Origin of the sequence: Neobacillus sp. B4I6, from assembly GCF_050434045.1 — a bacterium.
Lineage (GTDB): Bacteria > Bacillota > Bacilli > Bacillales > Cytobacillaceae > Neobacillus.
In genome coordinates this window covers 2260676-2280975 of sequence record NZ_JBNPWB010000002.1, presented here as the reverse complement: position 1 = coordinate 2280975, position 20300 = coordinate 2260676, and the positions used below count along the sequence as shown (strand labels likewise).

Genomic DNA, 20300 nt, shown 5'->3' with positions numbered 1-20300 from the left:
CGAGTAGGGGTATTTTTTTAAAAGGTTTCTTGACCTGATATTCAAGGAATTATAATCTTAATAAGTAAACAGGTAGACAAGATTCGAAAGACATAGTAATCCAATATATTGTAATGGGGACAAACAACATCATTGATACATAAGGGATAGCACGGTTCTATAAAGTTTGGGGTAATAATGGTAAAAGTTTTTTATATTAATAGAGTACAAGTATGACTCAAGAGAAGGTGAAATATTATGGTGCGAATGAATTACGACCGATATCCACTTGAAAAGTTAGAATTTCTCCAAGAACAATGGGAAATTAGAGACGAATCTGAAGACGATCCAGACTTCAGACAGGAATGGGTTTCGGATGGGATTGAAATTCATAAAGCGTTAGTGAGGAAAAAATTGCCGGATGAGAAAAAGTCTTCTTATTATCATAGCCTGGCAAGGTTGTATTTAGAATATGGCCGGTCTGAGAAAATGATTCAGGGGAATGATCGAATAGCATTCCGTTATTTACAAATGGCTGCCAGTTATATGCCAGATAAAGGGGATACATTTTATCACCTTGCTTTTTTGGCAGAAAAAATGACTCAAGGAAATGAAAAATGGGAATCAGCTGCTTTTTACGCCAAGGAAGCACTTGAGAGAGGGTTAACCGATGAGAAAAAGATCAAAATTTGGTGTTTACTCGGTAAAGCCTATCTTGAATTAGGATTGACGAAAAATGCAGAGGAATGCTATAGTAACTCGAAAAAGCTTGATCAAGATGATGAGTTTACTAGGTTTCGATTGAAATATAGTAAAAAGGCAGATCAGCCATCATCCTTCTCGAGATTAAATGACTCTGGCGTTCGCGTGAGCAAGCGTGCAGAACGGGAATCCTGGATTGAAAAAAGCCGTTATGGCAAATGTTTTTTCCTTGAAAATGGCCGGTACGGCATGGTGTTACATGGAAATGGCTGCTCAATGGTATTAAATGCAACTCAGGGAGAACTCTTAAAATTATTGTTTGAGACAAAATATGGAATAACAAAGCGAGAAATCCTAATCAATCTAAATAGCATCAAAGAAAAAAATGCTGAATCGATTAAAACGGACATAAGAAGGTTACGTCTGGCTATTCAGAAAGGATTAGATGTGGAGGTTAATGATCTCATACAGACTGTGGGGGAAGTGAGAAATAAGAGGTATATCCTAAATCCAGAGGTTGAGACCTATTCGATGTAATACTGATTGGACCGTTCCATTCGGTTACAAAGAGTGTAACCGTAACTTGGTATATTAACCACAGATAGAAATTAACGATCTACCAAGGAGGAATGGAAATGAAAAAATCAGTTTATGTATCGATGGAAATGCAAACGGGGACAGAAAAACTAGCAGAGGCAATTGTATTAAGAGGTTTTCCAGTGAAAGTGGAAAATGACTTTATCACTCTGCCAAATGGAAGTCCACAGGATTATCATCAACTTAAGATCTTCCTTGAAAAAATGCAAGTTCCCGTCTTCTGGAACGGAGACCGGTTTCAATTACTAACCAATCGTTTTCCATTACAAAAAATGAGAGAAATCATTCATTTTCATGGCCGTGAGCATTCAGTCCATATGGAGGGGTACCATTTTAAATGGAGAAGTTTTGTAACTCGCCGCTATGGGATTCGCACGAACACTATTAATCTCTGTCCATTTACAACCATTATGGTAAAAGCTCTAAATGAAGCGGGAATTGTAACTCTAACAGGGTGTAATGGCCATGGGAACCATAAGCCCAACTTTCAATTATCAGGTGTTTATTATGGTGTTTGGTTTAGCATTATTCAAGAAAAATATATGAAAAACCTATCCTTACATTACAATTGGAAAGTGAACTATAGTCCTGGAGGATGTAATGCCGTAATTATGGCGAATAAGTCATCAGAGAAAAATTGGGATATGAAAAAGGTTTTAGCTGATTGTTACCAAATGGCTGTTGTGCTAACCGACCATGCAGCAGAATTACGTGAGTGGAAAAAACGCTCATTTAAAAGAAGCATGAAACAAAATGCAGAAACTTTAAAACAATCTGGAGATATTCAACCACTGATTCATTGGATGAAAAACATGGCGGGAAAACTAAGTTAAGTTACTAATCTCACAATTTATAAATGGTTCATAGGCAAATATGTAAGAGTATGGAGCACTATTTGTTATGATAGTGCTTTTTCTCATTTCCACTAATAAATTCCTCGAAGTAAGCAGAAAATCAAAAGATCAACAATAAAATTGATTTAAATCATAATCCGTTTATTTCAAGAGCCATCCGTGTAATCATGATTGCCATCAGTACCACCAAAGAACAAATTCATGGTCCAATTACATCTTAGTAAGGGTGTTATCGCATCTATTGTTCTGTCCCTTGTCATTTTGGGCCGGTGGAATCCAATGGTTTTATTCAATAACATAACCAAACACTGGTGATTTCATGCAGGAACAAATGCAACAAAGTGGGCTGCCATCATTCCTATTTATTATTTGGAAAAACGAATCTTAAGGAATAAACGGAAATCAAGAGATGTTCAACCTATAGTATCTGGATAACTAATAATTCAATGAATGAAAAAATTGTTTTTGATGCAACAGGTCATTAACTAGGAGGTATGACAATGCCTAAAGTTGAAGTATCTTGTGCGATCTCCAATTGTTCGTTTTATGGAGAAGGAAATGTTTGTACTGCTGAAAAAATTATGGTTGAACTAGATAACCATGCAAGGTATGATACAGAAATGTCTGCCGAATTAGGTGAAAAGAATCACATCGATACGGCAGGTCATTCAGCCGAAACCTGTTATAAAACCTTTAAACCAAAACGAAGCAGAACGTAGTTAAACTGATTCTGCGGGAAAAGAAAAGGGACGGGTCTTGCACTTCCTTGGAAGGATGAACAAGATCCGTCCTTTTTTACATTTTATCCTTTTTATTTTTTATTGGCTCTTGAACATTTTGCCTATTGATTCATTAATTCGAGCCAGTTTAAAAACTTCGGACGCTGTAGCTCACTCCAGCTATGACAAATTAGATATTTTTCACCATTTACGATATAAACTATATTCCAATATCGTCTAAGGCCATTAACCGTCGTTTGTTCAACTAATGGTTGATCTTCTACCACTTTCTTGAGTACAGGGAAGTTGATACCGAATGTTTCTTGCGAGTATCTTTCATCTGCTAAATTTTGAATCATTTCATTTGAAAGTTGGTTATTTCTTGCTAGTTTCCCAATTTCATTTCGGACCAGGATTCCTATTCTTAGTTGGTCATTCTTGTCAGCAACTTTTTTATGATTTTGCTTCGTTCCTGCTGCGTCTTTTGTATCCTTCGCTGTTACTCGTTTACCTTTTAATGGTATAGCTCCAGGGTTCAGTACATGTTCTGTAAATTCTTCATTTATATATAATATAAAGGTAAATTGAAAGCCGTAAACTTTGAAAATTTCATTTAGTACTCCAACAGCAACAGTGAGTTGTTCATTTATGGATGGATCTATTGAAGGTGTTGCAAAGATAATCGTGCCATCGGATTGGTTATAATAACCATGGATTAGCAATGCAGTTCGGATCATTTCATTAAGAATGTTTTCGATTTTATCCGTAGTGGTTCCATATTTACTAACATCTGCGTCTATAGTAGTGATGATCCCATAAATATTCGAAACTATACCAGAACCGATTTCAATTCCCAACACATTAATTTTACCCTGCTCCAAAAATTGTAATGAGGAACTAGTGTTTTTGAAGATGTTATATGTGAATCTTTCATAAAAAAAATCCTTTGCAGAGGTCATCACTTCTTCTATTGTATCTTCATTTTGTAATTCCCATGAACGGGTCGAAACCTTCCAGTTTACTTGGGTAATTTGACATTTCTTTATTTCCATCAACCATGAAACGATCGATGATACTGCACTTCTCATACTCATTCTTTCATCTCCTAGTGCCATTGCATTCTCTTAGAAAAGTATAACAAACTTTAGATACCCGTCCAATCTAAACAATCATGCCGGCAACCACTTTGAGTAGGGAACATTACATTAAACAAGGAAAAAAGACGTGCTAAAATATAGGTATTATTGCATAATGATAGTAAAGAAATTACATAATTCGCCAATAAACTCCCTTACGTATAAATTTCGACTTATTATATATAGTCATGACATTTTGATATAGGATTGACTACCATATTTTGATAAAGGGGAACACTAGCACAATAACGATTAGAAGTGTTAAAAATTGAAACAAGTAATCTAAAAAGGAGTGGTTTGGCATGGTCTTATCCTTGGTAAAAGGCCAAAAGGTTGATTTGACAAAAAACAATTCGAACATGAATGTATTACATATTGGCTTAGATTGGCAAGCACCAAAACACTTTGATGTGGATGTGTCCGCTTTCTTGCTTGGACATGATGAGAAAATTGTGCGTGAAGAGGACTTTGTCTTTTACGGTCAACCTGTTTCGAGTAACGGTTCAGTAAGTTTAGAGGAATCGATTTCAACGATAGAAAAACAGCACTTCATAATCAATCTATCCAATATTCCGGAAGAAGCTCAAAAAATTTCATTTACCCTTACGATTTATGAATCAGATCTTAATGGTCAAACGTTTCAAGATGTGTCCGATATCAAGCTGAGGATTGTGGATAGTAGAATTCAGCAGGAAGTCATTATATTTCCAATCGATTACTCATTTACTAAAGAGAGTGCATTAGTATTAGGGACACTTTACCGATATTCAGGTGAATGGAAATTTCATGCGGTTGGTTCTGGCTTCTTTGGAGGTCTTGCAGATTTATGTGCTGATTACGGTGTTGCGGTCGATCCACCATTAAATGAATCTCAGAATCTGGTTCCTACAAATCAAACACCAACAGATCCTAATCAGCGCTTTCAAACAGTTCAGGAAAGAGAAGGGACAAGCCATGGTGAAGCGATACCAACGCCACCAACAGAACTTGTCCAGTTAAAACGATCATCCGTCGTTCAGTTTAATGAGGGTCGGATTGAAACTTTATCCAATCAGAGCACGGAGCTTATCCATCTATTTGGTGACCAACAAGAAGATGCAGCACAAACACCTCTGCCCAATCGAATAGAAACCCCACTTACTTCGAACTTTTTACTGACTGGGGCTGAAGAGCAGGATACAGATGTCTTTTTCCATTCCTTATCCGGAAAAGAAAAGACGTTCCTATTAATGATTGATCATGGAAAAACCTCTGTAAATGAGGCAAAGGATTATTTGAAACCCCATGGTCTTATGTTGGCTTTATTTGTTAATACCATTAATGAGAAAGCCAATAAACACCTCGATGATAATCTATTACAAATCGAAAATGAATCGATCAAAGTATATGAAGAGTTCGAACCTCTAGTTGAAAAGATTAAGGAGCGAATAAGAAATGAATATTAAGAAACGAGATTCAACAGCAATCCTGAATTCTCTTTCAGGTGGGGTTGTTCCAAGCAGAGGGTTACAATATATATTAGTGGGTAGAACTCAGGAAGCAACTCAAATCCTAAAGGACCTCAATGAAGTGAAAAAAGGATCGTCTGTGGTTAAATTCTTTATTGGTTCTTTCGGGAGCGGTAAAAGTTTTATTCAGGCCATAATTCAGCAAATTGCCTTTAAAGAAAACTTTGTGGTCACAAAAGCGGATTTTACCCCTGAGAGAAGACTTTACGGGAGTGACCAAAAGGCGGTTGCCCTTTACACAGAATTAATGAAGAACCTTTCCATTTCTACTGTACCTGAGGGTGGTGCCTTGAGCACGATTATCGATAAATGGATCAATGACGTCCAGGAGCAAGTCGTAGAAATGATAGGGTACCAATCGATAGAGTTGGATAATCCTACTTTTATCGAAGATGTTGAACTAGAGATTACTCGGATCGTGGCGAAAATGGATGTGTATACCGGTGGATATGACTTTGCTCGAATATTAACGCGCTATTACCAAGGCTTTATTCAAGACGACTCTGAACTTCAGCGAAAGGCGTTAAGATGGATCCGTGGTGAATACCGTACCAAAATGGAAGCAAGAGCTGACTTGGGTGTTCGGGATAATATCAATGATGATAATTATTATAACTATATTAAGATTCTTTCCCAGTTTGTCCGACAAATCGGCTATTCTGGATTGGTCATCAACTTTGATGAGGCCATTAACCTTTACAAAATTACACATCCACATACAAGAGATAAAAATTATGAAACGATTTTAAAAATATATAATGATACGCTTCAAGGGAATATGGAGGGTATATATATCAATTTTGGCGGGACGTTAGAATTTTTAGAGGATGAACGAAGAGGTCTTTTCAGTTATGGTGCATTAAAGCGAAGGCTGGAGACCAATCGGTTTGAAACTACTGAATTCAGGGATCTTTCACAACCAGTGATTAAACTAAAGCCACTAAAGCATGAAGAAACGTACGTCCTCCTTCAAAAATTGAGAGATATTCATGCAGCACATTATGGCTATCAAAGTACAGTAACAGATGAAGAGATGAAACAATTTATCCAGAAAGAGTACGCAAGACCTGGTGCATTAGAAAATTTGACTGTCGGAGATGTCGTTAGAGGATTCTTAGGTGCGTTAAATATTCTTCATCAAAACCCACACTATGATCGTTCGCAAATTTTCGATGAAACTCAAACTCCTTCAACCGCTGTTAGTGTAAACAGTCGATTTTCTAGGTTGGAGGGTTAACCAATTGTGAGTTCTTTTGAAATACTATCAGCTAATATGAAGAAAAAAATATGGGATATGAAATGGGATCGCTTTACACCTATTCAGGAAAAGACGATCCCAATTATCATCCATACGAAAAAAGATGTGATTATCTCATCTGGAACAGCATCAGGAAAAACGGAAGCGGCAATGTTACCCGTACTTTCATTAATTGAAAAGGAAGCACGGAATGCCTTAAAGGTGATCTATATATCACCTTTAAAAGCCTTGATCAATAATCAATTTGAAAGAATTGATAAACTTTGTGAGTATAGCGATATCGCCATTCATCGCTGGCACGGAGATGTTTCACAAAGTAAAAAGGAAAAATTCTTAAAGAATCCAACGGGGATCTTACAAATTACTCCAGAATCAATCGAGAGCTTATTTGTCAACCGAACGAATCAGTTAAAGGCGTCGTTTAAAGAGGTGGAATTTATTGTGATTGATGAAATTCACTCTTTTTTCGATAATGCTCGGGGCGTCCATTTACGCTCTTTATTATCGCGATTAACCAACTATACAACCGTGCCCCCTAGAATTGTCGGTTTGTCCGCTACAATCGAAAATTTTGATTTAGTGAAGAACTGGGTGAACTATGCCAATCCAGGCAATGTCGATATCGTTGAAGTTAAAGGAAGCGATAAGGAACTCATGTTTCATCTCATGCATATTCCAAGTGATACCAGCCTCTTACCATTGGAGCTGTTTGAAGATATCAGAGAATTAATCCGCCATCAAAAATCGATCATTTTTTGCAACAATCGAGGACAAGTAGAAGAAACAACCGTTGCATTAAATCGGTTAGCAGCAAGGGAAGGAATGGGCGAGACATATTACCCTCACCATTCCTCGATTGACAAAAAAGAGCGGGAATACGTCGAGAAGGTCATGAGTGAATCTACCCATCCCAAAAGTGTGGTTGCTACCAGTTCATTAGAATTAGGGATTGATATTGGAAATATTGAAGTAGTGATTCAAATCGATAGTACCTATTCCGTTTCTTCACTAAAACAACGACTTGGTCGTTCAGGAAGGAAGAGGGATGCAGCTCAAATGCTGCAACTGTACTCTACTGATGATGATAGCCTTGTCCAGTCTCTGGCGGTAATGGAGCTAATTATTGAAAAATGGGTGGAACCGTCAAAAGGATATTTGTATCCATTTGACGTGTTGTTTCAACAGTTGATATCAATCTCTCAAGAGCACAATGGGATCCCGCTTGAGGAGCTCATGGGGAAAATTAAGAGAAACGATATTTTCCACGAGCTACCGTTAGATGACGTTGAACACCTTATCCAACATATGATTGATAAAGAATTTTTGGAGATTGTGAGAGGTAGTCAGGAAATTATTGTTGGACTTGAGGGCGAACGAATTTTACGAAGCAAGGACTTTTATGCTGTTTTTCTATCTACTGAAGAATATGAAGTGATGGAAGGTATCAAAAAGATTGGCCGTCTTGATAAGGCATTTATCATCAACATTGGTGATCATATCATTTTGGGTGGTAGGTTATGGTCCATTAAGGACATTGATTACGACCGTAACAAGGTTTATGTAACGAAAGCCGCGAGCGGAAAGAAGCCCGCCTATACTGGAGGACCCGGCTCGATTCATAAAAAAATAGCTGAAAAAATGATGGAGATTCTTTGTTCTGAAAAAGTATTTACTTATGTCAATGCAAGCGCCATGATTGCTTTGAATGAAATTAGCAAGAAATATTGGATGAACAAAGTCACATCAGAGCAAAGAGTGATTTGGATCGATAAAGATGAAGGCATTTTTGAGTCCTATACTGGTACGACCATTACGAAGACACTTGTTTGGATGCTTCGTTATTTTGGTGTGGGCGCAAAGGTCAAAGATGGAATTGGAAGAATAGCGATTACGAAACCAAACGCCACAACTGATATTCTACATCAAATAAAGAATAAGCAATGGACAGCCGAAGAGTTACTTCCATATATAGAAGAGCATGAATTATTCCAATCAAAATATACAGAACAAATTGGACCACACCTCCAAGTCAAAATGCACATCGCAAATGAAATAAATATTGAGGAAACAGTGGAGTACTTGAAACAATACCAATTTAGGACTATTTTAGTTGGAAATTAAACTAGTAAGTCCCCCCCGAGCAATGTACGGGGGGACTTACTAGTTTTTGATAATCTTTTAGCATTGCTTATCAATTGATCACTCATTAATGGTTAATAGAGTCAAAACTTTTCGTAAATCAGGATTATAAACAGATTGTTCAAAAACCGTCTCATTTTCCTTGGCATCCACAAACCAGCAAGATGCAGGCACGTCACCTTCTCTAATCTCTTCCTTCACGCTTGGGTTCGTAAAAAAACTCGCTGCTATACTCCTATCGTTCACTTTTTCAAATGAAACTAGATTACGACTCCCTGGAAAACTTTTAATAATTTTAGAATTTTGTGACTGGACAACGGCATATTTTTCATCTGCAAAATCGACTAATCTGTTTAAAAGTACGAACAAAGACACATTATACTTTTTATCAGCAAGTTCTTTTAATGTTTCAATCGTAGCATCTTTTTCAATAAAATCGGTTGTTAGTTCTTTTGTAGGCATTAAAATGTTGAAAGCAAATTGATTAGCCTCCATTCCTTCCACTTCTTCAACTAAAAGGGTGGAGTGGCCAAACAGCAATTCGTCTCGATCCTTTTTCTTAACCTCTTCATGATCGTATTTTCTAGAAATATAGCTTGATTTTAAATGCCATGGGAGAATGTAATGTCCAATTAACGCGGCTAACGTAAATTTTTTTCTAGTCTCAATTGTAATTTTCCGATCCAAGAGGATGATTGGGTGGTCCACTTGAATCAGAATTCCCTCACCCTCGTCTAAATTATCTTCAAATACCTTTATACCTAATTCTTTTGCAAAACCGAAGATATCTATAGGTAAACGATGATCTAATTTTTCTTCGAGATAATATTTAGCATATTCTGAGGGTGTTTCAAAAAGAGTATCGATTTTTACTTTTCTGCCCGTTGCTAAAAAAGCAGCATACTCAACTAATTTTTCTTTATCCTGCTGCGACAGTGAATTCACAATTCGAAGGATCACCCGGTCAGAATGTTCAAGGGGCTCTTGCGTTTGTTCTTTGGTTATACCAGAAAGTAAATATTCAGTGGATACCTTCAAGGCAAAGGATAATTTCCTCAAAGCTTCAAAGGAAGGCCGCCTCGCACCAGACTCATATTGGCTAATTGCTGGGGGTTTAAGACCCACTTGATTTGCCAGTTCAGCCTGTGACATATTTAATTCCTTCCGTCTATTTTTAATTCGTTCATAAATCGAGTTGGGCATGTATAGAACCCTTTCTTAACATTTGTTAAGTAAATAATAACATATAGAAATGTTTATTGACAACGTTGTTAACATGAGTTATCTTAAGGTTAACAGATTGTTATTGTTGTTATCACACTTAGTAAAGTGGATAACCCACGCTAATAACTCTATACCGCTAAACCATTGAGGAGGAATAGAAATGTATTATAAAAAATATGAGGATAGCCTACGAAAGCTGCCATTAAAAGGGATATACAAGAAAGAGGATTTACAAACAGAAGAGTTTCTGTATGCGAGGGATGGAAAAGTAGAAGTTTACTGGGCTCCTTTTGAATTTATCAACAAAGATGCGAAAGTCATCATTCTAGGAATTACTCCTGGTTGGACTCAAATGGAGCTGGCCTTTAATTACGTACGACACCATATTGATGAAGAGGATTATGAACACCTAATTTCTAACGCTAAGAATCATGCTAGCTTTGGCGGGACCACCATGAGAAGAAACCTCATTGATATGCTCGATGGGATCGAGTTACATAAATTTTTAAATATTACTAGATGTGAACAGCTATTTAATGACGAGCATTCTTTATTACATACTACTTCGGTCCTGAGATATCCTGTGTTTATAGATGGTGAAAATTATAGTGGCAGCAGCCCAAAGCTTTTTAGTCAAGAAATTTTCTTGAAAATGATCAATGAGTTATTAGTTCCAGAATTAAATCAGGTAAAAAATGCTGTTATTATTCCTACAGGTAAGGTAGTCTCTGATGTGCTTAGATATCTAGTTGACGAGGGGAAAATCGCCCATGAATTGATTCTTTTTAATTTCCCGCATCCCTCTGGGGCTAACGGTCATCGTAAAGAGCAGTATGAAAATAATAAAAATACCTTTAAAGAGCTGTTAATAGCAGCTGGAAAAAGGGGCCAATTTCAGGAAACTATCAATCAGTTAAAACCATCCGAGAACCAAATGTCTGAATTAATTAAGCACTTAAAAATCATTGGTGAGGAGTTAAAAAGAGGGAATGACCTTAGAGAAAGAGATTCCTATTATGAAAAAAGATTGACACATCTTGCCGATGAGATTGAACCATACGATCACAAAATTGCATTGGTCATTGAACATCTGTTGAGATAACGACGAAAGGGAGTGGGAGTGAACATGGAAAAGAGGCTTAAAAATATATACAAGAAGACATTATTTGTTGAGTTAGTGAAACTTGGCAATGATTTTCACCATAGCATGAGAAACAAAAACAATCCCAAATATCAAGTGTACGTTATGGTGGATACTCCAAAGTTAAGGAAAGATTTGGTGCAGTTATCAGGTCAAACCTGCATTGAAGGGTATGAAGGGTATTATGGGGAAATATAGAAGTGCCATTGTTATCGTTATTGCCACTCTAGTCTTGGGTATTGGGTACTATGTATCTACTAGTTTACTAGGATCAAAGGAAGCGGTTAAACACGTTGAAAAAAACGAAGAAAAGGAAGTGATTGAAACATGGACCCCTACTGATGAAGCTTCGGAAGTGGATGAAGTAATTGAAACGCAAGTGGAAACAGAATTTCCAGAAGGTATCACTGAAGCAGAAGTTCAAGACGCGATCCATTCCATGAGTCATTCTAAGGTATATGCTTCGGAGAAATGGAGTGATTTAGAACCAACTCAAGAAAGAATTGATCAATTACTTGATGCGGTTAAACGAGATCAGAACGGTTTAGATTACAGTGATCTATACATTGGCATCCTAGAGAAATGGCAAGTGGGTGATTTTAGTAAAGCTGTTTCAGACCATAATAAAATTTGGGAGATTCAAGGAGGTACAGTAGGAGAAGCAACTAGATTGCTTACTAAAGAAGAGGAGGCTGAGTATAGAAAAGAGCGCTTTAACGAGTTTTAAGATGTCGATTTAGACTTGGATATCCCTTTGTTGTACCAATCTTATCTCATTCAATTGAAAAAAGACATTCACCTGTAAAATAAAAAAAGCTTGTAGGAACAGTCCAAATGGAAATGTTGATTTGAAATACTATAACTCATAACTGTTTTGGACTTTCAAAGTTGTGGTATACATCCAAAAAGGATTGGAGATGATCTGATGGATGAACCAAAACACAGCTATTTTATTAACATTCAATCTCACGAAATTATTAGTGAATCTAATGGAGTGGAGTGGGATTTTAAGATTAACGCAACGGAAAGTCAAGTTGCTGTCTTAGAACGGTTGTTTGATAAAACCGATGAAACAGATTGGGAAAGTTATTTCCGAGCCCACATTCCTTTTCTTGAATATCATCATCAGCCCCAAAATAAAGAATATGACCTACGAATTCTGCTGATCTATTCCTTACTATATTATTTGGGTGATGAAAAAACGCGTGCACATATTCGCAAAATGGGAATATTAAGTGAAGACTTTGTAAACGAACAGGCCATACTGGGGTACCGAGAATTTTGATTAATTAAAAAATAGAGGTTATTTCAAAGTAATGGGGGTCTGACCCCATGCCCATCAAGTTAAAATTTTGCAGCACCTCCAGAACGAAATTTTAGACCTTCTTGTAACAAAGAAGATTGGGGGTGACCTTGTTTTCTTGGCTTGATAGGCATGCGTCAGGACCCCTTATAACATTTTCATAGAAAAGCGAAAGCGGCCGTTTAGTGACCTATGGACTTACTCTTGTGCAGTTGGACAAATAGAAAAAAACAGACTGGAAATCCAGCCTGTTTTCAATAAATACGCACATTTAATTTTAAAAAGGAGCAAATTACTCCAATTTAACAATTGTAGCAACAGCTTGGCCGCCGCCAATGCAAAGTGTAGCTAAACCAGTTTTGGCATTTCTGCGTTTCATTTCATGGATTAAGCTAACAAGAATACGTGCTCCGCTGGCACCAATCGGATGTCCAAGTGCAATAGCACCGCCATTGACATTTAAAATTTCATCTTTAAAGCCTAATTCTTTTCCTACTGCAAGGGCTTGAGATGCAAATGCTTCATTCGCTTCGATTAAATCAATATCCTCGATTGAAATTGCTGCTTTTTCCAATGCCTTTTTCACTGCTGGTACTGGACCAACTCCCATAATGCTTGGGTCTACCCCAGCATTTGCAGTTGCTTTAATCGTAACTAATGGCGTAAGGCCCAATTCTTCTGCCTTTTTCTTGCTCATAATAACTAATGCTGCTGCTCCGTCATTAAGCCCTGGAGCGTTACCTGCTGTTACAGTTCCGTCCTTTTTAAATGCAGGGCGCAGCTTCGCTAATATTTCTACAGTGGTACCTTTTCTAGGAGACTCGTCTGTATCAAAAACGATCGGATCACCTTTACGCTGTGGAATAACAACCGGAACAATTTCATCTTTGAATTTTCCTGTTTCGATTGCTTCAACTGCTTTTTGCTGGCTCCATGCTGCAAACTCATCCTGCTGCTCTCTGGTCAGCTCATATTTCTCTGCAACGTTTTCACCTGTAATCCCCATATGGTAATCATTAAACGCACACCATAGACCATCACTGATCATGCTGTCGATTAATTTTTGATCTCCCATTTTAAAGCCACCGCGGGCATTTTTCAATAAGTATGGTGCCTGACTCATACTTTCCATTCCGCCTGCTACAACGATTTCAGCATCTCCTGCAAGGATCGACTGCATGGCAAGATGAACGGCCTTCATACCAGAACCACAAACCTTATTAATTGTAAGAGCCGAAGACGTCACTGGAATACCTGATTTTATCTGTGCTTGACGAGCTGGATTTTGACCAATACCTGCTTGAAGAACGTTACCCATTATGACTTCGTCTACCTGCTCCGGTTTTACTCCTGCTTTTTCAAGTGCTCCTTTGATAGTGACTGCGCCCAGTTCAGTTGCAGATACATTTTTTAAACTTCCATTAAAATTTCCAATTGCTGTACGAACGGCACTTACAATTACAATCTCTTGACTCATATTCTTTACTCCTTTTTTTCTGCTTATATAATACATAATTCTCCGTCTAATTCTAAAATCTCTATTTGGTACTTTTTTATCTTCCTACTGATTTTTCACCACGAAGGATCATACACGTACTTAAAGCATGGGCAACTAATGAACCGCCATCATCAAAAACATCGCACTTGATTAGCCCAATAGTCTTTCCTTTCTTTATAACCTCACCTTTTGCTGTAATTTTTTCATTCCAAATCGGTTTCAAATAATTAATTTTAAGTTCAACAGTCGTAAAGGTTTCATTCATTTCTAACAAACTTGAAAAGGCCACGCCCATTGCCATATCGGCTATATCACATAGTATTCCTCCATGGATTGTTCCCATAGGATTTGCATGTTTCTCTGTATTACACTCTAATTCAAAAACTGCTTTACCCTTCTCGATTTGTAACAACTCTGCACCAATTAACTTAGCGATAGGTGGTGGCGGAACCTCGCGATTAAATATTTTTTGCATATTTAAAATTCTCTCGTTCATATAAACCCCCTCTAATAAAAAACACAAACCGGTCTGTTTTTTATTATACGTTAAACCAAGTTACAGTTGTCAATATGATTTTAATATTCTAACAAAAAAGGGCTGATTTAAATTACATAAAAGGTTATACTTATATTAATAAGACCGTTCGGTTTGAAAATTCTAATGAAAATGAGGGTTGAAAATGCGTAAAGGAGAACGAACAAAACAGTTGATTATTGAAAAGGCCTCTGGACTTCTAAATACCCAGGGATACTTAGCAACTTCCATTACAGATATTATGGAAAAGGCTGGTATGGAAAAAGGAGGGATTTATAATCACTTTAAAAGCAAACAAGAACTTTCTTTGGATGCATTTTCATTTTCTATTGAAACGATGTCCACAACCTACCAAGAAGCAATTAGGAGCAAAAATGCTTCCATCGAAAAATTGAACGCAATTCTTGAAGTCTTTTTGTTATTAGCAGAAGGCAAGCCAATTCCTGGCGGCTGCCCAATTCTTAATGCAGCAATCGAGTCCGATGATGCGCATCCAGCCTTACGTGATGCGACTAGAAAAGCAATGAATGACCTTTATGATATGATACTTCGTATTATTCGGAATGGGATAAAAAACGGTGAAGTAAACTCTACAATAGATTCAGAGACATTCACAACGATCTTTATATCTACAATAGAAGGGTCTCTAATGTTGACAAAGCTTTATAACGACACCATTTATATAAATCGAGCCATTGGCTTTTTAAAAGACTATCTAGCTAAGTTTGAAACTAGAGACAAGAATTAAAAAGGTGACAAGAACATAAAAAATTTAAGATCAACTACTTATTAAATGTATAGGAGGTAAAATCAATGAGTACAGCTATTGAGAATGAAGTCATTTATAAAGCAAAGCTTGCAAAAGAAGCAAGTTTAGAAATGCAAAATAAAACAACTGAAGAAAAAAATACAGCACTATTAGCAATTGCAGATCAATTACTAATAGATCAAGCGTTTATACTAAAAGAAAATGCAAAAGACATTAAATATGGTCATAAATTAGGGTTATCTGAGTCCATAATCGATCGTCTTATGCTGAATCCAGAACGGGTTAAAGCCATGAGTGATGCAATTCATTTAGTAATTAATTTGCCCGATCCAATAGGAGAAGAATTGGAACGCATAAATAAGGATAATGGACTGATTATTAGTAAGCGACGTGTGCCACTCGGTGTCCTCGGTATGATTTATGAAGCCCGTCCGAATGTAACCATTGATGCAGCTACGCTGTCTTTAAAAACAGGAAATACAGTTCTACTGCGTGGCTCTAGTTCAGCAAAACACTCAAATATGGCTTTAGTTACGTCTATACATCAAGCATTGAAACGTATGCAATTCCCTCAAAATGCGGTACTTTTAATCGAGGATACGTCACGCGAAACTGCTAAAACATTATTTAACTTAACAGAGTATTTGGACCTTTTAATTCCTCGTGGAGGCAAAGATTTAATTGATTTAGTGGTACGTGAAGCAATTGTTCCTGTTATTGAAACAGGGGCTGGTAACTGCCATGTTTTTGTTGATGCAACCGCAAAATACGATATTGTAAGACCAATCGTACTAAATGCTAAAACTCAGCGTCCATCAGTATGTAATGCGATTGAAAGTTTGTTAATCCATGATGAATTCTTTAATAATTATGGGAAAGAACTACTTGAAACGGTATCAATTGCTGGAGTTAAAATTTATGGAGATAAAAAAGTTTGTAAAGTATTTCCAACAGCCATCAAAGCAACAGAGGAACATTATGCAAAAGAATTTTCAGATTTAATCATCAGTGTGAAAACTGTAAATAGTGTTGAAGAAGCCATTGCTCATATTAATCAATATGGTACAAAACATTCCGAGTGTATTGTGTCGGAAACGCCAAAGAATGTTGAACAATTCTTAAATGATATTGATGCAGCAGTTGTCTATCATAATGCCTCAACACGCTTTACAGATGGCTTTGAATTTGGATATGGTGCCGAAATTGGCATTTCAACACAAAAGCTACATGTAAGAGGACCAATGGGGTTACCAGCTTTAACGACGACAAAATATTATGTCAATGGAGACGGACAAATTCGACTTTAATTAGTCACAATGTTATTTAAAATTTCTTTAAATATCTTATAGATTGTTACGATGTTATCTAGAATAAAGTAAATTGAAAAGATAAAAATAGCCAAAAGGCATCTAAGGGAAAAACTGAAGTGCCACCCGTCAAGTAGACAGATGAAATAAATAAATGACACTAAGCGTCTTGAGCCCTGTATTCCAAGGGGCTTAGGCCGTTTAGTCTTTTTTGTAATCGTTCATAATTATAAAATTTTATGTACCCCTCAATGTCTTTCTTCAGCTCTTCAAAGGTGCTGTACTTGTTCAGATAATACTTTTCACTTTTCAATGTTCCCCAAAAAGCCTCCATTGGTCCGTTATCGATACACCTTCCGACCCTCGACATACTTTGAACCATCTCTGCTTTATCTATTTTCCTTTTAAAAGTAGGGGAAGTGTATTGAAATCCTCGATCACTATGGAGGAGGGGTTTTGCTCCTGGGTTGGTTTCCAAAGCTAAATCGAGTGTTTTAAATACCAATGGATTATTATTTGAATTGCCTAATACATAACTGACAATGGATCCATCGTACAAATCTAAAATCGCACTTAAATAAGCCTTTTGTGAGACTCCATACTTCAATTCAGTCACATCTGTTAACCATTTTTCATTTTGCATCTCTGCGTGGAACTCTCTGTTCAAGATGTTCTCAGCTACATGTTGTGGAGTGCTTGGCTTATACTTTTTCCTTTTGCGTCGAATTACCGATTGTATTCCAGCTATTCTCATTAATCGATACACTCGTTTATGATTAATGGACTTTGGTAAGGTACGATTTAGGTTCATCGTAATGCGGTGGTATCCATAAATACGTCCACTTTCTCATATAGACGTTTTATCTCCTCCAGGATTTCCTCATTCCTCTTTTCATTCTCAGGAGGGGTGCGATTAAGCCATTTATAATAAGAAGAGCGTTGAATTCTCGCAATTTCACATAATAGCACAATGGAGAATTTCTCTTTCTCATGAAGTTCTTGAATAGCTGTATATTTATCGGCCAAACGGATCTGGCTTATCTCTTTAACCGCCTCCTTTCGAGTTCCTCCAACTTTTTTAAGAATGCATTCTCCGCCCGAAGGCGTTCATTTTCCTGCTCTAACTGCTTCATTTCGCGCTGTATCTTCTCTTCAGGGGTTAACTCTGATTCCGTTTTACGCTTCCCCCTCTTATCTTCTAGACCGTCCGCTCCTTCTTTCTCAAACTTCTTTACCCATTGATACACCTGTTGATAGGAAACATTAAAGTGATCAGATGTCTGTTGATAGTTTTTCCCGTTCTGTAAGCAATACATAACAATTTCAAATCGTTCTTCTAATGTCGTGGATCGGCCTTTAATCATAGAGTTCTTCTCCCTTTTCGTCTCTTCTAATTCTCTATGATCATTATAAATCCTAATCCATCTTTGTAACACTGAACGACTGGATATTTCATACTTACGTACTATCTCAACTTGAGAGTATTGACCCGAAAGAAAGTCATTAACCGCAGCTGTTTTTACTTTCTTCGAATACCGCTTCCATTCCCCCGAACCCTGAAGCCCCTCCGTTCCATATGTCTGAAATTGATAAATCCAATCATTCAGAGTTCTAGGAGATATGTGGTGTTGTTTACAAAAGTCTGAAATTGAGATTTTTCTGTTTTCATAAGCCGTTATTATCTCAAACTTTTCTTGTGCTGAATATTTCCCCATAGAAAAAGCCCCCAATAAAGTAAACAGATTTTTATTATTTCATCTGTCTACTTTATCGGGAGCATATCAAAACCTTGATGCCTTTTTAATACCCATTAAAAAGGTGAAAACATATGAATAGATTAATCTCTATCTCTATGTTTTGTGTGTGGTAGTGTCTGCTGCTTTTCTTGTTATTAGGGTATCACCACATGCCCATCAAGCGAAGTTAAAATCATACCCTCAAAATGAAAAAACGCTATGCTTATCGTAAGAAGTTTACGAGAAAGGATGGCGTTTTGATGAATCCTATCATTTCAAATGAACTAAATCTTTTCGCACAAGAGCTACAATACTTTTTATCTCCAGTAGTCCTACAAGATATCGCCAAACAAGTTGGCTTTGTACAGCGAACGAACTTATTGCCCTTTGCGTATGGCTCAGTCAAGAAATCGCTAGCACATCACTTATACAATTGTGCAGTCAGTTAGAAGCTTCCACTGGGGTACTGATGAGCTCAGAAGGGTTGAATCAACGCTTTAATCCAGCAGCTGTCGCATTTCTTCGAGAAGTCTTTACTTCTCTTCTCACACAAAAACTCTGTTCAAATCAATCGCTTTCTGCACACATGATCTCTACTTTCAATCGTATCCGTATTTTAGATGCGACAGTGTTTCAACTGCCTGATCATTTCGCCACTGACTATCAAGGTTCAGGTGGGAGTAGTAATACGGCAGGCGTGAAAATCCAATTGGAATATGATTTACTGAGTGGTCAATTTCTTAACGTGCAGCTTGGACCAGGAAAGAATAATGATAAAACATACGGTACCACCTGCCTTGAAACCGTAGAGGCGGGCGATTTGTGTTTGCGTGATCTTGGTTACTTCGATTTAGGAGACTTACAAGCCATTCATGATAAAGAGGCTTACTATATCTCGCGGTTGAAGCTGAATACACGCATATATACCAAGAATCCTGAGCCAGAATACTTCAACAATGGAACGTTAAAAAAGCAAACAGAATACATCCAGCTTGATATGACACAAATGATGTCTGGTCTAACCCCTGGTGAAACGATGGAAATCCCCGTGGCATACATTGGCCAAAATCAGAAGCTTCCAGCACGTGTCATTATCCATCGTTTAACCGATAATCAAACGCAAACACGCTTAAAAACCAAGCGATACGTGAAAAGAAGAAAGGCATTGTCATGAAGGATAAAAGTAAACGTTTAATGGGCATGAATGTATATATCACGAACACGTCGCTAGAAGAAGTACCGACGAACTACGTGTATTCATTGTATTCACTTCGTTGGCAGATTGAGATTTTGTTTAAAACTTGGAAGTCATTCTTTGAAATTGATGAATGTAAAAATATGAAAAGAGAACGCCTAGAGTGCCATTTATATGGACAACTCATTGGCATTCTCCTCTGTTCTTCTACGATGTTTCAAATGCGACAGCTTCTGCTTAAAAAGAAAAAGCAGGAGCTGAGTGAATACAAAGCGATTTATATGATTAAAGATTACTTTCCGTTACTGTTTCAAGCGATAGCAGTTGGCACAGAAGAACTTTTGAAAATTCTGCATCGACTTTATCAGCTGCTAAAAAAGAACGGTCGTAAATGTCATCGGTATAAGAAGATGACCGTCTTTGATATTCTAGGAGTTGTGTACGAAACGACGGTGAAGCATAGATAAGCTGCCTAGCGAAAAAATCACGTTTTAATAGGCTTCTTTGGCATGCTTACTTTTCCATCACTCGCTAGTTTTGAAACTAGGATCATTTCGTATCTAGTAATTTACTTTGTTAGCTTGATGGGCATGGGGTCTGACCCCCATTACTTTGTTTCCTCACGGAGATTACTCTTAAATTCTCGCAAACTTAAATATAATGAACGTTTTCGATAAGATGCTTTATATTTTGAAGCTGA

Annotated in this window: 16 protein-coding genes and 2 pseudogenes; 13 read left to right on the top strand and 5 right to left on the bottom strand. The window is 37.2% G+C overall.

Features of this window, described 5'->3' with window-relative positions:
* The first annotated feature begins 237 nt into the window (after positions 1–237).
* The 3 genes from QF028_RS13300 to QF028_RS13290 all read left to right on the top strand — a co-directional run bounded on the left by QF028_RS13300 (position 238) and on the right by QF028_RS13290 (position 2851).
* On the top strand, positions 238–1218 hold the full coding sequence (locus tag QF028_RS13300; protein WP_429466064.1) for a tetratricopeptide repeat protein: 981 nt from the start codon (positions 238–240) through the stop codon (positions 1216–1218).
* Between the two features lie 98 nt (positions 1219–1316).
* Complete coding sequence (locus tag QF028_RS13295; RefSeq protein WP_429466062.1) at positions 1317–2111, top strand: hypothetical protein; 795 nt, start codon at positions 1317–1319, stop codon at positions 2109–2111.
* 521 nt (positions 2112–2632) lie between these two features.
* Positions 2633–2851, top strand: coding sequence for a DUF1540 domain-containing protein (locus QF028_RS13290; RefSeq protein WP_429466060.1), 219 nt, complete (start codon positions 2633–2635; stop codon positions 2849–2851).
* A gap of 122 nt (positions 2852–2973) precedes the next feature.
* Here the strand turns inward: QF028_RS13290 and QF028_RS13285 are convergent, their stop codons facing one another.
* Positions 2974–3945 (bottom strand): hypothetical protein, encoded by a 972-nt coding sequence (locus QF028_RS13285; protein ID WP_429466058.1) that lies wholly within the window; start codon positions 3943–3945, stop codon positions 2974–2976.
* A gap of 344 nt (positions 3946–4289) precedes the next feature.
* Between QF028_RS13285 and QF028_RS13280 the strand changes: the two genes are divergently transcribed.
* From QF028_RS13280 to QF028_RS13270, 3 genes are read left to right on the top strand one after another with little or no spacing between them, the layout of a single operon-like run.
* Positions 4290–5432 (top strand): TerD family protein, encoded by a 1143-nt coding sequence (locus tag QF028_RS13280; RefSeq protein WP_429466056.1) that lies wholly within the window; start codon positions 4290–4292, stop codon positions 5430–5432.
* Entirely contained in the window at positions 5422–6732 is a 1311-nt protein-coding gene (locus tag QF028_RS13275) for an ATP-binding protein (protein ID WP_429466054.1), read from the top strand. Before QF028_RS13280 ends, QF028_RS13275 begins: the two co-directional genes overlap by 11 nt.
* A 6-nt stretch (positions 6733–6738) precedes the next feature.
* A complete protein-coding gene (locus tag QF028_RS13270) occupies positions 6739–8874 on the top strand; it encodes a DEAD/DEAH box helicase (protein WP_429466052.1) in 2136 nt (711 codons plus the stop codon).
* A 78-nt stretch (positions 8875–8952) separates the two neighbouring features.
* On the opposite strand, the gene QF028_RS13265 is transcribed toward QF028_RS13270, so the two are convergent.
* Positions 8953–10095, bottom strand: a complete 1143-nt coding sequence (locus tag QF028_RS13265) for a helix-turn-helix domain-containing protein (protein ID WP_429466050.1) — start codon at positions 10093–10095, stop codon at positions 8953–8955.
* A gap of 181 nt (positions 10096–10276) precedes the next feature.
* Between QF028_RS13265 and QF028_RS13260 the strand changes: the two genes are divergently transcribed.
* From QF028_RS13260 to QF028_RS13245, 4 genes are all read left to right on the top strand, one after another.
* Positions 10277–11218: a hypothetical protein gene (locus QF028_RS13260; protein WP_429466048.1), complete on the top strand. Its 942-nt coding sequence runs from the start codon at positions 10277–10279 to the stop codon at positions 11216–11218.
* A 24-nt stretch (positions 11219–11242) separates the two neighbouring features.
* Entirely contained in the window at positions 11243–11455 is a 213-nt protein-coding gene (locus tag QF028_RS13255; RefSeq protein WP_429466046.1) for a hypothetical protein, read from the top strand.
* Positions 11442–11984, top strand: coding sequence for a DUF6241 domain-containing protein (locus QF028_RS13250; protein ID WP_429466044.1), 543 nt, complete (start codon positions 11442–11444; stop codon positions 11982–11984). Before QF028_RS13255 ends, QF028_RS13250 begins: the two co-directional genes overlap by 14 nt.
* Positions 11985–12182: 198 nt before the next feature.
* Positions 12183–12542 carry a hydrolase gene (locus QF028_RS13245; protein ID WP_429466042.1) on the top strand — a complete coding sequence of 120 codons (360 nt, stop codon included), beginning with the start codon at positions 12183–12185 and terminating at the stop codon, positions 12540–12542.
* A 310-nt stretch (positions 12543–12852) separates the two neighbouring features.
* On the opposite strand, the gene QF028_RS13240 is transcribed toward QF028_RS13245, so the two are convergent.
* Both QF028_RS13240 and QF028_RS13235 read right to left on the bottom strand, forming a co-directional pair.
* On the bottom strand, positions 12853–14037 hold the full coding sequence (locus tag QF028_RS13240) for an acetyl-CoA C-acetyltransferase (RefSeq protein ID WP_429466040.1): 1185 nt from the start codon (positions 14035–14037) through the stop codon (positions 12853–12855).
* 76 nt (positions 14038–14113) lie between these two features.
* Entirely contained in the window at positions 14114–14554 is a 441-nt protein-coding gene (locus QF028_RS13235) for a PaaI family thioesterase (RefSeq protein WP_429466038.1), read from the bottom strand.
* Between the two features lie 184 nt (positions 14555–14738).
* Between QF028_RS13235 and QF028_RS13230 the strand changes: the two genes are divergently transcribed.
* Both QF028_RS13230 and QF028_RS13225 read left to right on the top strand, forming a co-directional pair.
* Entirely contained in the window at positions 14739–15341 is a 603-nt protein-coding gene (locus tag QF028_RS13230) for a TetR/AcrR family transcriptional regulator (RefSeq protein WP_098933701.1), read from the top strand.
* 65 nt (positions 15342–15406) lie between these two features.
* On the top strand, positions 15407–16669 hold the full coding sequence (locus QF028_RS13225; RefSeq protein WP_429466036.1) for a glutamate-5-semialdehyde dehydrogenase: 1263 nt from the start codon (positions 15407–15409) through the stop codon (positions 16667–16669).
* Between the two features lie 160 nt (positions 16670–16829).
* Here QF028_RS13225 and QF028_RS13220 read toward each other — a convergent pair.
* Positions 16830–18384: pseudogene (locus QF028_RS13220) on the bottom strand (IS3 family transposase).
* Between the two features lie 281 nt (positions 18385–18665).
* Between QF028_RS13220 and QF028_RS13215 the strand changes: the two are divergent.
* A pseudogene (locus QF028_RS13215) lies at positions 18666–20067 on the top strand (IS4 family transposase).
* Positions 20068–20300: the final 233 nt, after the last annotated feature.

What these genes read in the sequence shown, in the direction of transcription:
- QF028_RS13300 (WP_429466064.1), top strand. Translation starts at nt 238, where the DNA reads ATGGTGCGAATGAATTACGACCGATATCCACTTGAAAAGTTAGAATTT.
- QF028_RS13295 (WP_429466062.1), top strand. Translation starts at nt 1,317, where the DNA reads ATGAAAAAATCAGTTTATGTATCGATGGAAATGCAAACGGGGACAGAA.
- QF028_RS13290 (WP_429466060.1), top strand. Translation starts at nt 2,633, where the DNA reads ATGCCTAAAGTTGAAGTATCTTGTGCGATCTCCAATTGTTCGTTTTAT.
- QF028_RS13285 (WP_429466058.1), bottom strand. Translation starts at nt 3,945, where the DNA reads ATGAGTATGAGAAGTGCAGTATCATCGATCGTTTCATGGTTGATGGAA.
- QF028_RS13280 (WP_429466056.1), top strand. Translation starts at nt 4,290, where the DNA reads ATGGTCTTATCCTTGGTAAAAGGCCAAAAGGTTGATTTGACAAAAAAC.
- QF028_RS13275 (WP_429466054.1), top strand. Translation starts at nt 5,422, where the DNA reads ATGAATATTAAGAAACGAGATTCAACAGCAATCCTGAATTCTCTTTCA.
- QF028_RS13265 (WP_429466050.1), bottom strand. Translation starts at nt 10,095, where the DNA reads ATGCCCAACTCGATTTATGAACGAATTAAAAATAGACGGAAGGAATTA.
- QF028_RS13260 (WP_429466048.1), top strand. Translation starts at nt 10,277, where the DNA reads ATGTATTATAAAAAATATGAGGATAGCCTACGAAAGCTGCCATTAAAA.
- QF028_RS13255 (WP_429466046.1), top strand. Translation starts at nt 11,243, where the DNA reads ATGGAAAAGAGGCTTAAAAATATATACAAGAAGACATTATTTGTTGAG.
- QF028_RS13250 (WP_429466044.1), top strand. Translation starts at nt 11,442, where the DNA reads ATGGGGAAATATAGAAGTGCCATTGTTATCGTTATTGCCACTCTAGTC.
- QF028_RS13245 (WP_429466042.1), top strand. Translation starts at nt 12,183, where the DNA reads ATGGATGAACCAAAACACAGCTATTTTATTAACATTCAATCTCACGAA.
- QF028_RS13240 (WP_429466040.1), bottom strand. Translation starts at nt 14,037, where the DNA reads ATGAGTCAAGAGATTGTAATTGTAAGTGCCGTTCGTACAGCAATTGGA.
- QF028_RS13235 (WP_429466038.1), bottom strand. Translation starts at nt 14,554, where the DNA reads ATGAACGAGAGAATTTTAAATATGCAAAAAATATTTAATCGCGAGGTT.
- QF028_RS13230 (WP_098933701.1), top strand. Translation starts at nt 14,739, where the DNA reads ATGCGTAAAGGAGAACGAACAAAACAGTTGATTATTGAAAAGGCCTCT.
- QF028_RS13225 (WP_429466036.1), top strand. Translation starts at nt 15,407, where the DNA reads ATGAGTACAGCTATTGAGAATGAAGTCATTTATAAAGCAAAGCTTGCA.